General features: G+C 32.9%; 13 protein-coding genes and 1 pseudogene. 7 read left to right on the top strand and 7 right to left on the bottom strand.

Going from position 1 to position 15,866, the window contains the following annotated elements:
* Positions 1-13: 13 nt before the first annotated feature.
* From tssO to ACFSX9_RS05675, 5 genes are read right to left on the bottom strand one after another with little or no spacing between them, the layout of a single operon-like run.
* Positions 14-526, bottom strand: coding sequence for a type VI secretion system TssO (tssO, locus tag ACFSX9_RS05695; protein ID WP_379805549.1), 513 nt, complete (start codon positions 524-526; stop codon positions 14-16).
* Between the two features lie 13 nt (positions 527-539).
* Positions 540-1,730: a hypothetical protein gene (locus tag ACFSX9_RS05690; RefSeq protein ID WP_379805547.1), complete on the bottom strand. Its 1,191-nt coding sequence runs from the start codon at positions 1,728-1,730 to the stop codon at positions 540-542.
* Between the two features lie 9 nt (positions 1,731-1,739).
* Positions 1,740-2,603 carry a TssN family type VI secretion system protein gene (locus ACFSX9_RS05685; RefSeq protein WP_379805545.1) on the bottom strand — a complete coding sequence of 288 codons (864 nt, stop codon included), beginning with the start codon at positions 2,601-2,603 and terminating at the stop codon, positions 1,740-1,742.
* A complete protein-coding gene (locus tag ACFSX9_RS05680; RefSeq protein ID WP_379805543.1) occupies positions 2,604-3,533 on the bottom strand; it encodes a hypothetical protein in 930 nt (309 codons plus the stop codon).
* A 3-nt stretch (positions 3,534-3,536) separates the two neighbouring features.
* Positions 3,537-4,127 carry a C40 family peptidase gene (locus ACFSX9_RS05675; RefSeq protein ID WP_379805541.1) on the bottom strand — a complete coding sequence of 197 codons (591 nt, stop codon included), beginning with the start codon at positions 4,125-4,127 and terminating at the stop codon, positions 3,537-3,539.
* A gap of 300 nt (positions 4,128-4,427) precedes the next feature.
* Here ACFSX9_RS05675 and ACFSX9_RS05670 point away from each other — a divergent pair, with 300 nt between their 5' ends.
* From ACFSX9_RS05670 to ACFSX9_RS05640, 7 genes and pseudogenes are all read left to right on the top strand, one after another.
* Entirely contained in the window at positions 4,428-5,351 is a 924-nt protein-coding gene (locus tag ACFSX9_RS05670) for a PKD domain-containing protein (protein WP_379805538.1), read from the top strand.
* A gap of 102 nt (positions 5,352-5,453) precedes the next feature.
* Positions 5,454-6,431 carry a pyruvate dehydrogenase complex E1 component subunit beta gene (locus tag ACFSX9_RS05665; RefSeq protein WP_379805535.1) on the top strand — a complete coding sequence of 326 codons (978 nt, stop codon included), beginning with the start codon at positions 5,454-5,456 and terminating at the stop codon, positions 6,429-6,431.
* 62 nt (positions 6,432-6,493) lie between these two features.
* Positions 6,494-8,977, top strand: coding sequence for a DUF5686 and carboxypeptidase-like regulatory domain-containing protein (locus ACFSX9_RS05660; RefSeq protein ID WP_379805533.1), 2,484 nt, complete (start codon positions 6,494-6,496; stop codon positions 8,975-8,977).
* Between the two features lie 84 nt (positions 8,978-9,061).
* Entirely contained in the window at positions 9,062-9,592 is a 531-nt protein-coding gene (locus ACFSX9_RS05655; protein WP_379805531.1) for an inorganic diphosphatase, read from the top strand.
* A 110-nt stretch (positions 9,593-9,702) separates the two neighbouring features.
* Positions 9,703-12,282, top strand: coding sequence for a sodium-translocating pyrophosphatase (locus tag ACFSX9_RS05650; RefSeq protein ID WP_379805528.1), 2,580 nt, complete (start codon positions 9,703-9,705; stop codon positions 12,280-12,282).
* 353 nt (positions 12,283-12,635) lie between these two features.
* Positions 12,636-13,638: pseudogene (locus ACFSX9_RS05645) on the top strand (N(4)-(beta-N-acetylglucosaminyl)-L-asparaginase).
* On the top strand, positions 13,638-14,312 hold the full coding sequence (locus tag ACFSX9_RS05640) for a copper homeostasis protein CutC (protein WP_379805525.1): 675 nt from the start codon (positions 13,638-13,640) through the stop codon (positions 14,310-14,312). The pseudogene ACFSX9_RS05645 and the gene ACFSX9_RS05640 overlap by 1 nt, the downstream one beginning before the upstream one ends.
* A gap of 90 nt (positions 14,313-14,402) precedes the next feature.
* On the opposite strand, the gene ACFSX9_RS05635 is transcribed toward ACFSX9_RS05640, so the two are convergent.
* Together ACFSX9_RS05635 and ACFSX9_RS05630 are read right to left on the bottom strand one after the other, a co-directional pair.
* The gene (locus tag ACFSX9_RS05635; protein ID WP_379805523.1) at positions 14,403-15,017 is read right to left on the bottom strand and encodes a deoxynucleoside kinase; all 615 of its coding nucleotides are present in this window, start codon (positions 15,015-15,017) and stop codon (positions 14,403-14,405) included.
* The gene (locus tag ACFSX9_RS05630) at positions 15,017-15,814 is read right to left on the bottom strand and encodes a hypothetical protein (protein WP_379805521.1); all 798 of its coding nucleotides are present in this window, start codon (positions 15,812-15,814) and stop codon (positions 15,017-15,019) included. Before ACFSX9_RS05630 ends, ACFSX9_RS05635 begins: the two co-directional genes overlap by 1 nt.
* Positions 15,815-15,866: the final 52 nt, after the last annotated feature.

Here is a 15,866-nt window from a genome sequence, read left to right as displayed (position 1 = left end):
CGAATTGTTTGTTTTATCTGTTTCTGCTAACCATTTCACACATTTGTAACTGTCTAGCTAAATCTTTATTTTCTTCTGAAATCTCTTTTAAATCTTGATTTAATTTGGTGATTTCCTTTTTAGAATCGTTGATTTCTAATAATTTCTTTTTCGTTGTAACGTAGGTTTTATAAGTCAAAATTACGTTTTGATATAATCTTGAGTCTACAATAGTATCGTTAGGAATCTTTTCTTGTAACTGAACTAATTCATAATTTATTGATTGCTCAATAAATTGAAAACTTTCTGGAGATGCATCTAGAGAATCTACCAATTTGTTGATTTCTTCCACTTTACTAGAAAAAACTTTATTAAACGAAAACTGCATATTCAATTTATCATTTTCCTTTTTTAGCACTTCATTTTCCTTAATAGGTAATTTGAAATTAAAATAAATCGCAGTAATAAGAACTCCTGTAGTAATTAGAAACATTACTAAAAAGAGCATAAAGGCATTAAAGCGTTCTTTTTTATTTAAGATATCCATAATATAAATTTTTTTAATCAGCTAAAAACGTTGGTGATGATTCTGGCGCGTCATTATCGCTACTGCTAGTGCCAAATAAGCCACTAGATCTGCGTTCGTTTTTAAGAATGTTTTCATTAACAAAAATTCCAGTATCACGTTTTTTACCAATGTAATCCAGTTGGTTTAAAATTGAAAATAACTGATCTAGTTTTGTCATGAAATCTTGAATTTGAACAACTACTGGCTCAATATCGTAAGCCTTGTATTTTACATTAATTGTGTCTGTAAAAAGTTTTTCATATTCCCCGCTGCTGATATCAGTCCATTCAGAAAAATAATTAAACAACAATTCTTTACCATCTCCAGAGAAATAATCTAAGCAGTTTTTAACGGTTCTGCTTAACGTAATAACGTTATTTAATAAATCAATCGGTTTTAAATTGTAATTGATCCATTTGTTTTTAGTAATTTCTAATTCAATATAACGTAATGCTTTATCGCAAACGTCAAAAACCATACTCGAGATTAAGTTTTCTTCTTCCGTATTGTTTCTAAATTTAATTTTACGATTAATTTGAACCGAATAAAATTCAATTTGCTTGAAGAAAAGATCATAACTTTCATATAAACTTACTAGGCTTGGATGACTGTTTAAAGTTAAGCAAGGAGGAATATAACTCGTTACGATTTCATAATTGTTCGACGTTTTTTTAAACTTTGCAATTGGAAATTGTAACGCTCCAATGTTGTTTTGATTCACTTCGTTTTCAACAATACTAGTAATTGTGTATTCTGATAAACCGTGAGGGAATCTCGGCGGAACTTCTTCCATATTTTGTTTTCCCGAAGGTATTCTAGAATACGGATTTACGTTAAGCATCAGATAATAATTATTATCGTTTGCATCTAACTCTTTTAACTCAATTTTCTCAGAGTATTCTCCTGTGAAATCAGTTATTTCTATTCTTCCACCAGCCGGCGTAACCGCTTTAAGTGTTTTTATATCAATACTTAATTCATTGTGAGTGTCTATCGAAATAGTGTATTGAAACGGATTACCTAAAGGTGTAGATAATAAACCATAATGTAATTGGTTAACTGAAAGATTTCTAGTATCTCTAATCAAGTCTTCCATGTTGTCTTGAAATTCAATAAAGTGATTTTTATTGATTTTCATTCCATCAATCCAGTTTACTGGAAAATGTTTTATATTTTCTGCCATAATTTAATGTTATATACGTTGGCAAATTATCGTCGTGCCATCTTTAATGTTATTTGTGTCAATCGCTAGGTCTGGGTCTATGTATTCTGAAGAACTAAACCATTTTGGTTTCGTATAGAAATACCATCCATAAGGTTGATTTTTGGAGTCAAGAAAATTAATTTGACTGCTTGGATTCTTTTCGTTGTAATCGTTTATGAAATAATAAAACAGACGACCATAATCAATCGCTTTCGGTGCTTTTACCTTGAAATTGATTATTTGTTCATCGTCCTCTTTCTTCTGGAAAACCAAGTTAAGTATAATTATATTTCGCATTTCTGATGCTTTTGGTGTCGGATATCTGTCATTCAAAGGGTAAAACCATCTTTTATGAAGTTTGACAGGGATGGAAACAGAATATTCAAACAGCTGATAGCAAAGCATCGGCACAATGAAAAACAGTAATGTACTTACTAAATAAAATGCATATTTGCTCTCGTTAAAATACTTAGCTATTACAATTAAAAATCCTGCAAGAAATAAAATTACACAGAATGCGATTACTACCTCTTGCCAAAATTTCTTGGCTTCAAATTTTTTGAAAATATCGTAAAAAACCTTTAAATGTGCAATTCCTGCAACCGTCATATAAACCTGCAAGGATATTAGGCGCTGATTCAAAGATGTGTTTTTTAAATTATATAGAATTAATAAAAAAACAACAAAAACTAAAATTTGCACTAAAACATAAAGAAAGAATTTTTTTCGTTCGAGCTTAAGTTTTGGAACTCTAGAGCCAATAATCATAAACAATGCATATCCAAATACTAAAAGTAGTAATAGATATAGTAATTGTTCCGCTCCGTTTATATGGTTTATATATTTTTTCATTTATAATATGGTTGATATTCCTAATCTCGTTTTATATTCACTACTGTCCATTGAAAATTTTTGATCTTCCTCATTTAAAAGAACCTCAAAGTTATATTGCACATGAAAGGGTAAAAATAAATTAAAAAAACTATTTAGAAAAGAATGCATCGTCTGATTTTTAAAGTATTTATTTAAATCGTTTGAATTTTTTAAAGGGCCTAGAATAAAATTATATTTTTTCAAATAAATCTCATGATTGCTTTCTAGGGTCGTATTAATTCCCATTATAAAATCTTTTTCAGTCTCATTTACATCACTAACATTTTCAAGTTTGATGTTATTTGAGGTAAAAGTAACTTTTTCTTCAATTATTTCTTGTAAAATTAAAATTATTTCTTCAATATTTTGATTGCTATTTTCCTTTTGTTGCAATAGGGCATAAAACATTTTGACAATTAATTTGTCTGGGATGTTTTTTTCAAAGACTAAAATGGATTTAATAATATCTACAAGACCATCAGCTCTTAAATTTAGAAAGAAGTCGGCCTCATTTTTTTCAATAGCAAGCCTGAATCTAAAAAGCTCATTTTCAATAGGGTTAAAAAAATATCTAGCTTCTTTTTCTTCTTTTTTTCTAATTTTAAATTCTTCAACAGGATTAGAACTCCCACCAGATTGTCTAAAGTTGTGACTAAAGCTTTCCGGTAAAATATCATAAAACCCATCTCTACTAATTTCTATGTTTAGCAGGTCAGAATCGTTGTGGTCTAATGCAATGTTTAATCTGTCCTTACTGTATTTTCTGTAGAACAACCCTTTTGGTTTGATAATAACATCAAAATCGTCGGCTATGTTGTCCTTGAATAGAGCGTCTAATATAAGTTCGGTTTTAATATCAAATGGAGTCAAATGTCTTTGATCTTCAATGATTTTCCTTTTCGTTGTCATGATTTATTTTGGTGTTTTTAAACGGCCTGAAACGACATAAAAATTTCTCCAGTAAGGAGTAGTCAAGTCGGAGATCGTTACCCCGCCTGATAAATTTGAATTTAGGAACTTATTGTTTTTTAAATAAACACCAACATGCGATATTATTTTTTCATCTGTGATTCTAAAAAAGATCAAGTCACCCTCTCTCAAGTGTTTTTTCGATTGAAATCGATCAATGTTTTGATCAAACGCCATTTCAGCGGCGGTTCTCGGGAGCTTATAATTGTAGACTCTTTTAAATAAATGTTGCATTAATGCAGAACAATCAATTCCAGATTTGGTTTCCCCACCAAGCAAATAGCCGGTGCCTTCCCATTCTTTTATAAACATGTAAAGTTTCCCGTCAATAATTTCTTTCTTATCAACTCCTATTTTTTTCGCAAAGTATACCTTGTCTTCCTCTGGTAACGGTTCGTAGATTATGTAATCTTCCTTAGTGCCCACTTGGTCTTGATACAATGTGTCCTGAAAAACCGAAGTCTTCTTTTTAAAAAAACAGCTCGTGAAAAGTATAGTGATTAAAAATAGAATCGTAATTTTTGTTTTCAGCATAAATACGAGATTATTAAATTAAGAGCAATAATAAGGGTATTTATTCAAAAACACAAGAATTAATTAAAAAAAAAGCAATGCAAGTTTTCGATGTTTTTATGAAGTAAATTTTAAATAATAAATAGGCATAATGAAAGGCTTTTAATTTAAAAGATATTATATTTGAATAAAATTTCTATTTTTGGGGAGATTTTATTTGTAGATTTTTCAAATAACTAATACTGATAGATGTTTATTTATTCACAGGTTAAAAAATTTTTTGAATTAAAAATTTTACTTTTTTTTCTAATAGTTTCCATATTGTCATCCTTAGTTATTGCATATAAATATGTTAATGACGAGGAATGTCTTGTTAGTACTTTTGAGGTGGAAGGAGATTCTTTTTTCGCTGGAGATTTAATTGTTTTTTCAGATAATTCTAAGAGTTCTAATTCATGGAGGTGGTATTTTGGAGATAGTACTCAGGTTTCTTTTAGACCAAGAGTGGCACATTCTTTTGATAAGGAAGGTGAATATATTGTGAAGTTGGTTGTTAATAACAATTGTGTGGTCAAAAAAATTATTAAGATAGCACCTAAGAGTTATAGTATAAACAAGAAATTAATACCTAAGATTAATATTCCTTCGCGAGTGATGGAGGGTGATAAAGTAGATTTTAACGATGATACACCGGGTGCTAAATCATGGGAGTGGCGTTTTGGAGATGGTAGCAAAGTGGATTCTTTCGATAAAAATTCTAGTTATGTTTATGATTCTCCAGGTAAGAGAAATGTTTCATTAGTTATCAATGGCGATTATAAGCATGTTGGTTTCAAAGAGATATTTGTTATGCCAAAAAAGGAGTCGGACGAAAAGAGAGAAAAATATAAAAGTGCAATACCGTGGAACCCATTTCAGGGTGTAAAGGATGCTCCAGCGGATGACAAGGAATTAATTAAGGTAGTTAAAGGGCCTGAGATTAAAAATACAGACCGAACTAAATTATTAGAAATTTTTAATTTAATAATACAAGATAGGGTTCCCTATGAAGATTTTACAAAATATTTCTGCACCTATAATCTACCAGCAGTTGTTTATAAAGACAACAAAACGTCATCGCTTAAGGAGTTTTATTATGCTGTAAAAAACAATAAAATAAAGATTAAAGAAGTTACCATTAATAAGGATGCAGATGATTGTATAAAACTTATCATGGTGAGCAAAAAATACAAAAGCTTTTTTTAAAGCAATTACGTTTAATGCTGTCAAATCTTTAAATCAATTTTACAGTATTAATAATTTTATTTTCCTATTTTTGCGAATCATAATTCAATAGAAATTAATTTTATGAGAACTATACAGTTTAGAGAAGCTATTTGTGAAGCGATGAGCGAAGAAATGCGCCGCGATGAAACAATATATTTAATGGGTGAGGAAGTAGCAGAATACAATGGAGCTTACAAAGCTTCAAAGGGAATGCTAGATGAATTCGGACCAAAACGTGTTATCGATACGCCAATTGCAGAATTAGGTTTTGCTGGTATTGCTGTAGGTTCAGCGATGAACGGTTGTCGTCCTATCGTAGAATTTATGACTTTCAACTTTTCATTAGTAGGTATTGATCAGATTATTAATAATGCTGCAAAAATGCGTCAAATGTCTGCTGGTCAGTTTCCAATGCCAATGGTTTTCCGTGGGCCAACTGCTTCAGCCGGACAATTAGGAGCAACGCACTCGCAAGCTTTTGAAAACTGGTTTGCTAACACACCAGGATTAAAAGTTGTAGTTCCATCAACGGTTTATGATGCTAAAGGTTTATTAAAAGCAGCTATTCGTGACAACGATCCAGTTATTTTTATGGAATCGGAACAAATGTATGGCGATAAAGGTGAAGTGCCAGAAGGAGATTATATCATTCCTCTAGGTGTAGCTGATATTAAAAGAGAAGGAACAGATGTAACTATCGTTTCTTTTGGAAAAATTATTAAAGAAGCATTTATTGCTGCAGACGAATTAGCTAAAGAAGGAATTTCTTGTGAAATTATCGACTTAAGAACTGTTCGCCCTATGGATTATGACGCTATTATTAAATCTGTAAAAAAGACAAATCGTCTAGTAGTTCTTGAAGAAGCTTGGCCTTTTGCTTCAGTAGCTTCAGAAATTACTTATATGGTTCAAGAAAGAGCGTTTGATTACTTAGATGCTCCAATTCAAAGAATTACAACAGCTGATACACCAGCGCCTTATTCGCCAACTTTATTAAAAGAATGGTTGCCTAACGCACAGGATGTGATAAAAGCAGTGAAAAAAGTTACATACAAATAAGAAATAACTTATTATATTTGAAGCTTCATCGGTCATTTTCTGATGAAGCTTTTTTTTCTAATATGAAGACAAAAATTTTAATATTCTTTTTATTCCTTTCAGCAACTATTATAGGTCAGACTAAAGTAGGAGGAAAAGTGGTGGATGATTTTGGTGATCCTATAGCTTTTGCAAATGTGGTTTTTAAAAATTCAAAAGAAGGTGTAATTACCGATGAAAACGGAAGTTTCTATTTTGAATCCGCAGAAAATTATTCAACGCTTGTAATTTCTTTTGTAGGATATCAAACAAAAGAGATTAATCTAAAGCCAGGATTAAATAAAGGTTTAAGAATCGAGTTGGTTTACGGAACCGAATTGAAGGAGGTAATTGTTTACACTGGAAAAACCTCGAAGAAAAACAATCCAGCAATAGATATTCTACGAAAAATTTGGGAACGCCGCAGAAAAAACGGACTTCAAATGTTCAAGCAATATCAGTATGATAAATATGAAAAGGTAGAGTTTGATTTGAATACAATCGACTCTGCTTTTATGAACAACAAAGTTTTTAAAGGAATGGAATTTGTTTTCGATCAAATCGATACTTCGAACATTACCGGAAAAACGTTTTTACCAATTTTCATCAATGAAACGCTAAGCGAAATGTATGGTGATAATGAGGCTAAAAAGATTAAGGAAATTACAAAAGCCAATAAGAATTCGGGTTTTGGATCGGGTGATGGTGTAAACGCATTCATAAAAGATTTGTATGCGGATTACGATATTTACAATAATTATTTGAAATTCTTTGATAAGGATTTCGTAAGTCCATTGTCTCGTACAGGAATTAACGTTTACAACTATGTTTTAAATGATAGTATGTTTATCGATGATAAATGGTGCTATAATATTGTTTATTATCCAAGACGAAAAAATGAGCTTACATTTAAAGGTGATTTTTGGGTGAACGATACTACTTTTGCAATTAAGAAAATAAACTTAGAAGCAAGTAAAAGTGCGAATATCAACTGGGTAAAAGAAATTTATATTGAGCAAGAATATGAAGTTTTAAATGATTCTGTTTTCTTGTTAAAGCGTGATTATATGATGTCTGATTTTAGTTTCTCTAAAAAAGAAGAATCTAAAGGAATGTATGGAAAGCGAACCACTTTAGCGAAAAACCATAAATTTGATATTAAGAAAGAAGATAAATTCTATAAGGAAGAAGTTAATTATTACGATAATGAGGTTTATAATCGTTCCAATGACTACTGGGCCGAAAACCGATTTGAAGCGTTAAATAAGAACGAAGAAGGGATTTATAAAATGCTAGACACTTTAAAAGTAGTGCCTCGTTTTAAGCGAATTTATAACTTAGCCTCCATCCTAGGAAGTGGTTATATCGAAATACCTAAGTGGCATATGGACTTTGGTCCAATATTTTCTAGTTTTGGCTATAATGATGTTGAAGGGCAAAGGCTGCGTTTTGGCGGTAGAACTTATTTTGGTCCAAATGATTTATGGAGAGTTCAAGGTTATACGGCTTATGGATTTAAAGATAATAAGTTCAAATATGGTATTTCGGGAAAATGGATGGTCGAAAAGAAAAATAGAGTTATTCTTTCAGCGGGAAATCGTAGGGATGTAGAGCAGATAGGAGTTAGTTTAACTTCATCAAATGATGTTTTAGGGCGAAGCTTTGCATCTTCATCGTTCTTTTCCAGTGGAAAAAACAACAAATTGACTTCAGTTAATTTCACAACGCTTGGTTTCGAAATAGAGCCAGTAAAAAACTTAACTTTTCAATCAAATTTGTCCTACAGAACACTAAAGTCTGCCTCTGATGACTTTAGTTTAGATTATTATACAGACAACACCTATACCACAACAAAAAGTGAGATTAAACAATCTGAACTTAATTTAGTGGCTGAGTTTACACCAAAAAGAAGAACTGTTGGTTATGGTGTAGAACGTACCGAAGTAGATGAGAACTATGCCCGACTATTTTTTAGCTATAGCCAAGGAACGAAAGGTGTTTTGGGTAGTGACTTCGATTATCAGAAATTACAATTTTATTACCGTCAACCTGTTTTAATAGGAGGTTTCGGAAGATTGTTTACTACCGTGGAATTAGGAAAAACATTCGGTCAAGTGCCATTAGGTTTAATGGGTGTGATTCCTGGAAACCAATCGTATTTTATCATCGACAACACTTATAATTTATTGGATTACTACGATTTCGTGTCAGACGAATATGCTTCATTGCACTTTGAACATCACTTCAACGGAAGATTGTTTTCACGAATTCCACTTATCAGAAAATTAAATTGGAGAGAAATTGTAGGAGTCAAAGGAGTATATGGTACTGTTTCAGATGAAAACCGATTAATTAATGCTTCGGGATTAGTATATCGTGCGCCAGAAGATGTTTATTGGGAATATCACGCAGGAGTTGGAAATATCTTCAAAGTCTTGCGTATAGATTTTGCTTGGCGAGGTAGTTATTTAGATATTCCAGATGCTAATAAATTCACAGTAAAAGCTTCTTTCGGATTCTACTTCTAAATTCCTTTAATTTTTGCAAAAGTCTTTTGTTCTAGTGATTTATAATGGTACCTTTGCAACCCTTTATTTAAAATAATAGAAAAAATGACAGCAGATAAAGTTACTACATTTGATGTGTTAATTGAAATTCCAAGAGGAAGCAGAAATAAATACGAATACGATTTTGATTTAAAAAGAATGCGTTTTGACAGAATGTTATTTTCGTCAATGATGTATCCAGCAGATTATGGCTTCGTGCCAGAAACATTAGCATTAGATGGCGATCCATTAGATGTTTTAGTGTTGGTAAACGAACCTACTTTTCCTGGTTGTGTAATGGAAGTGAAACCTATCGGAGTGTTCCATATGGCGGACGAAAAAGGACCAGATGAAAAAATTATCTGTGTACCCGTTTCTGATCCAATCTGGAATACATTAAACGATTTAAGCGATTTAAATCCTCACTTAGTAAAAGAAATTGAACACTTTTTCCAAGTTTATAAAGATTTAGAAAACAAAAAAGTTGATGTTGGAGGTTGGGGAGACGTAAACGAGGCAAAAGAGATCCTTGTGAAATGTATCAACCGTTTTAATGAGATTGAAAATAAACCAGAAGGATTATTTAGCATTAAGTAATTTCTTGATTTATATTTAAAAAAGGCAATATTTGATAAGAATATTGCCTTTTTTGTTTATTTTTGTTAATAGAAGATTAAATCTATTAAACAAAACTAAACAAACTATTTATGGAATCAATGATGATTTATGTGCCAATTGTAATGGCCTTTATCGGTTTGCTTTTTATGTACGCCAAAAGATCTTGGGTATTGAAACAAGATGCCGGAGATGGGAAAATGAAAGAAATTTCAGATTATATCTATGAAGGTGCATTAGCATTCTTAAAAGCAGAATATAAATTACTAACGTTCTTTGTTATCGGAGCAAGTATTGTTTTAGCCGGAATTACTTTTATTCCTGGTGTTAAAACACATTTATTAATAGTTGTGGCTTTTATTTTCGGAGCTATTTTTTCGGCTTGGGCTGGAAACATGGGAATGAAAATTGCAACTAAAACAAATGTAAGAACCACGCAAGCAGCTCGTACTAGTTTGCCACAAGCTCTAAAGGTTTCTTTTGGCGGTGGAACAGTTATGGGATTAGGTGTTGCAGGTTTGGCGGTTCTAGGTTTAACCGCTTTTTTCATTATTTTTTTTCACTTACTTTCTGACGGCGTTTGGAAAGACACAGAAACCATGACAATCGTTCTTGAAACATTAGCTGGATTCTCTCTTGGAGCAGAATCAATCGCTTTGTTTGCAAGAGTTGGTGGCGGAATTTACACTAAAGCAGCAGACGTTGGGGCGGATTTAGTTGGAAAAATTGAAGCAGGTATTCCTGAAGATGATCCTAGAAATCCAGCAACAATTGCAGACAACGTAGGAGATAATGTTGGAGACGTTGCCGGAATGGGTGCCGATTTATTCGGTTCTTATGTAGCAACAGTTTTAGCAGCCATGGTTTTGGGCAATTATGTGATTAAAGATATGGGTGGCAGTTTAAACGATGCTTTTGGAGGAATCGGTCCAATCTTATTACCAATGGCAATCGCTGGTTTCGGAATTCTATTCTCGATCATCGGAACAATGTTGGTGAAAATTTCAAGTGACGATGCTAAAGAAGCGCAGGTTCAAAAAGCATTAAACTTTGGAAACTGGGTTTCTATTGCGCTTACGGCAGTGGCTTGTTTCTTCCTAATTCAGTGGATGTTACCAGAAACAATGAAAATGAGTTTCTTCGGAGAAGGTTTGCAAGAAATTTCTTCACTAAGAGTTTTCTATGCTTCATTAATTGGATTATTTGTGGGTGGAGCTATTTCATCTGTAACAGAATATTATACAGGATTAGGTACAAAACCAGTTTTGGCAATTGTACAAAAATCATCAACTGGTGCAGGAACAAACGTAATCGCTGGTTTAGCTACTGGTATGATTTCGACTTTTCCAACAGTTATTTTATTCGCAGCGGCAATCTGGTCAACCTATGCTTTAGCTGGGTTCTACGGGGTTGCGCTTGCCGCTTCGGCAATGATGGCAACTACAGCTATGCAATTAGCAATTGATGCTTTCGGACCTATTGCTGATAATGCAGGAGGAATCGCTGAAATGAGTGAATTGCCAAAAGAAGTTCGTACAAGAACAGATATTTTAGACTCAGTTGGTAACACAACTGCAGCAACGGGGAAAGGTTTTGCAATTGCTTCGGCTGCTTTAACTTCATTAGCCTTATTTGCTGCTTATGTAACATTTACAGGAATTGACGGTATTAATATATTTAAAGCGCCTGTATTAGCAATGTTATTTATTGGTGGAATGGTTCCGGTAGTATTCTCTGCTTTAGCAATGAATTCTGTAGGAAAGGCCGCAATGGATATGGTGTATGAAGTACGTCGTCAGTTTAAAGAAATTCCAGGAATTATGGAAGGAACGGCAAAACCTGAATATGGTAAATGTGTTGAAATTTCTACAAAAGCCGCTTTACGCGAAATGATGTTGCCAGGTATTTTGACAATTGGTTTCCCAATAGCAATTGTTCTTTTAGGTAAATTAGTTTATGGAGATAATAATCAATTAGTAGCTGAAATGTTAGGTGGTTATATGGCTGGAGTTACCGTTTCGGGTGTGCTTTGGGCAATATTTCAAAACAATGCAGGTGGTGCTTGGGATAATGCTAAGAAATCATTTGAAGCAGGTGTGTTAATTAACGGTGAAATGACGTTCAAAGGTTCAGACGCACACAAAGCTGCTGTAACTGGTGATACAGTCGGAGATCCATTCAAAGACACTTCTGGGCCGTCAATGAACATCTTAATTAAGTTAACGTGTTTAATTGGTTTAGTAATTGCTCCAATTTTAGGAGGTCATGCGGATACGAATAGTAAAGAATTAGGTTTGTTGCATACAGAAATGGTTTGCAAAGAAGGAAAATGTGATTTGTCAAAGTGTGCTACAATGTCAAAAGACGAATGTGCAAAAATGTGTGAAGCAAACGGGTGTTCAGATGCGTGCAAAGAAAATTGCATGGCACAATATGACGAAAGCGGAAAATTTATTGGTGAAGCAAAAGCCCACGTTCATGGACCAAACTGCAACCACGACAAAGCTGAAATTATTGATTTTAGAGTGGATAAAGTTAAAGAAGCCAACGGTAATGTAAAAGCAAAAGTTACTTTAACAACTATCGTAAATGGCAAAGAAGTTACAGAAGAAAAAAGTTTTGAAGGCAATGATTTAGAAGTGGAAGCTAAAATTGCGGCACTTGGTAAATAGACCTTCTGATAGTAGATATTTTAAACCGTGCAGTAATGTGCGGTTTTTTTTATAAAGTTTGTGCTTAACCTTTTGCTTCCCAAATCCTTTCTCGTCTTTAAATCAAGAGTAATGAAGGAAGTTAGAGGCGTTTTTCTAATAAAATTCAAGTTTAATTTAGGTGGTAAAAAATTTAAATGAATTCAAACTGTTTAAAATAAATGTAACTTTAAAAAGGTAAACGAAACTTGATTTTCTTGAAATAATCATAAAATACATAAACTTAATCGCAGTAAATAAAGAAATTACTCCATTGGAATATGTTATTAACGTTTTCAAATTTAGTTGTTTATTGAAGAAATAAATATCGACTAATGACGAAAAGAAGAGATTTTTTAAAAACAGCAACGTTAGCGTCCGCAGGATTAGCCTTTCAAGCTTCTGTCGGTAAATCTGAAAAAAAGGAAGTTCAAATCTATTCAGGGAAAGTTAATAAACCAATTGTGCTTTCTACTTGGCGTTTTGATGTCGAAGCCAATGTTGCAGCTTGGCAAGTTTTGAAAAATAAAGGAAGCGCTTTAGATGCTTTAGAAGCAGGAGTGAAAATTCCGGAAGGAAATCCAGAGGAAAGAAGTGTTGTTTATGGGGGTCGTCCAGATAGAGATAGTTACATTAGACGCTTGCATTATGGATGAATTCTCAAATGTTGGTTCGGTAGCTTGCTTGGAATATATCAAACATCCCATTTCCGTTGCAAGATTAGTCATGGAAAAATCACCACATGTTATGTTAGTTGGTGAAGGTGCTCTGCAGTTTGCATTGGAAAGTGGATTTAAAAAAGAAAACTTACTGACTGAAGAGTCCGAAAAAGAATGGAAAGAGTGGAAAGAGTGGTTGAAAACTAGTGAATATCTGCCTAAAGCGAACATCGAAAATCGCGACACTATCGGAATGATTGCTTTGGACGCTCACGGAAATTTATCTGGTGCTTGCACAACCAGCGGAATGGCTTTTAAAATGCATGGAAGAGTGGGTGATTCTCCAATTATTGGTGCAGGATTATTTGTGGATAACGAGATTGGTGCCGCAACCGCAACAGGTGACGGTGAAGAAGTAGTTCGAGTTGTAGGCTGTCATTTGGTGGTGGAATTAATGCGTCAAGACAAATCACCACAAAAAGCTTGTGAAGAGGCTGTAAATCGGATTGTAAAAAAGATTAAACTTCGCGGAAAAGAATTAAAGGATATTCAAGTTGGATTTATCGCGTTGAATAAAAACGGTGAATATGGCGCATATTGTATACAAGGAGGTTTCAACTATGCCGTTCATGATACATCAGGAAACCGATTAATTGATGCTACTTATCATTTGAAATAATGAAAAAACTTGAAATCGCTTGTCTTAATTTAGAATCAGCGCTAATTGCTCAGGAAAATGGAGCGGATAGAGTAGAACTATGTGCGGACATTCATCTTGGTGGAACTACGCCAACTACTGAAGTTGTTCAGAAGGCCAAAAATAATTTAAGTATTGATATTTGTATAATGATTCGACCAAAGGGTGGTGATTTTGTTTATTCTGACTTGGAATTTCAGCAGATGAAAGATGCTGTTTTAAAAATAAAACCCATCGGAGTTGATGGTTTCGTTTTTGGAATTTTAAACGAAGACAATCTCATTAATATCAAGCAAAATGTTGAATTAGTAAATTTAGCATATCCAATTCCTTGTACTTTTCATCGTGCTCTTGATGAAGTTGAAAATTATAAAACAGCTTTGGAAGATGTAATTACGTGTGGCTTTTCGACCATTTTGACATCAGGAACCTTTTCAAATGTTACGAAAGGTGCAGAAGTGTTGAGAAATCTAGTGCTTCAGGCGGTAAATAGAATTACTATTATGCCTGGTGGTGGTTTACGCTCAACAAACATTTCGGAATTAGATAAAATAGTGAAGGCAGATTTCTATCATTCGTCCGCAATAACAGACAGGACAGAAATAGCAAATTCCGAAGAAATTATGAAACTTAAAAAGAAACTTTCAATTTATTAAATTCTAACACGATTCCGAAACTTAAGGCCAGTATAACAAAAATACGAAATAAAAAAAACGCCTCAATTTAGATTGGGGCGTTTTGTATTTCTAGAATAAACCGTTTATTTCGGCATCAATTCGATTAATGATATCTCCTAAATCTTCTGGATTGTTTACAAAATCAATGTTGTCGACGTCAATGATTAATAAGTTTCCTTTGTCATAAGTTGAAGCCCATGCTTCATAACGTTCATTTAATCGGCTTAAATAATCAATCGAAATTGAGTTTTCATAATCTCTTCCTCTTTTGTGAATTTGGCTCACTAAATTCGGAATAGAACTTCTCAAATAAATCAATAAATCTGGAGCACCAACTAGGCTTTCCATCAATTCAAACAATGAAGTATAGTTGTTGTAATCTCTATTTGCCATCAATCCCATAGCATGCAAGTTGGGCGCAAAAATATGTGCATCTTCATAAATTGTTCGATCTTGAATAATGTTTTTGCCGCTTTCGCGAATTTGCAAAACTTGACGAAAACGACTGTTCAAGAAATAAATCTGAAGATTAAAACTCCAACGTTCCATTTGGTGGTAAAAGTCATCCAAATACGGATTGTCAACAACATCTTCATAATGCGGTTCCCATTTAAAATGTTTAGCTAATAATTTTGTTAGCGTTGTTTTCCCAGCTCCGATATTTCCTGCTACTGCTATGTGCATTATGGTAAAATTATTTTATAATTAGTAATTTCATTTTGCGTAAAAATAGCTAAAATTCCATCGGCAAAGAAAAAATTTTCAACCAAATTTGTAGCAATTTTAATTTTATGTGCTTGCTTTATTTTTATTTCGTAATAATACAATTGATTCTCAAAACGGTAAAGGGCAACTTGCTCATTAATTAATTGAATCGTTTCAAAAGTTGGAAAAACTCCTAAGCTTTCAATCGTACCGTAAATTGAAATAGAATAAAAATTATTGGTACTATCAAACCAATAAAAGTGAGTGTAAGTGGAATGATATTTCGTTACAGGATGGTCCAAAGTCGTCGAAATCGATTTAGTAGCTCCAGTTGTCAAGGAATAAAGTCCGATTTTTGAAGTAATTCCATCATAAATCCACAATTGATTTTGGGAAGACAACGCTACAGCTTCTGCGTTTATCGGATTGTTTTGTAAGTTGAAATCTATTTTTTTAATTTCATTGAATTGATTGTCTAATAAAACAACCGAATTGAAATTCTTATAAAAAACGACAATTTGCAACGGATTTTGAAAATCTACTTTTGTAATTTTTCCCAAACTTACATTTTTATATTCGAAATTTTGATCTTTATTCGTTTTAGAAAGTACATTTTCTTTCAGACTATAAAAATTTTGTTGGTTATCAAATCCCAAGAACGTTTCTGTTGGTAAATTAATACTATTTGTTTTTGCTGCTAAAATAGGTTGCTGCGAAAAAGCGATCTTTCCCATAAAAAAAGCAAAAAACAGTAAGGCAATACTTTTTTGAAACATAGTTTAAACCATTTTGATTTTCAAGTGTCTAATATACTACAATAACAGAAGA

Origin of the sequence: Flavobacterium ardleyense (assembly GCF_042686085.1) — a bacterium.
Taxonomy (GTDB): domain Bacteria; phylum Bacteroidota; class Bacteroidia; order Flavobacteriales; family Flavobacteriaceae; genus Flavobacterium; species Flavobacterium ardleyense.
The sequence above is the reverse complement of the archived record's forward strand: the minus strand, read 5'-3'. Positions and strand labels throughout refer to the sequence as shown.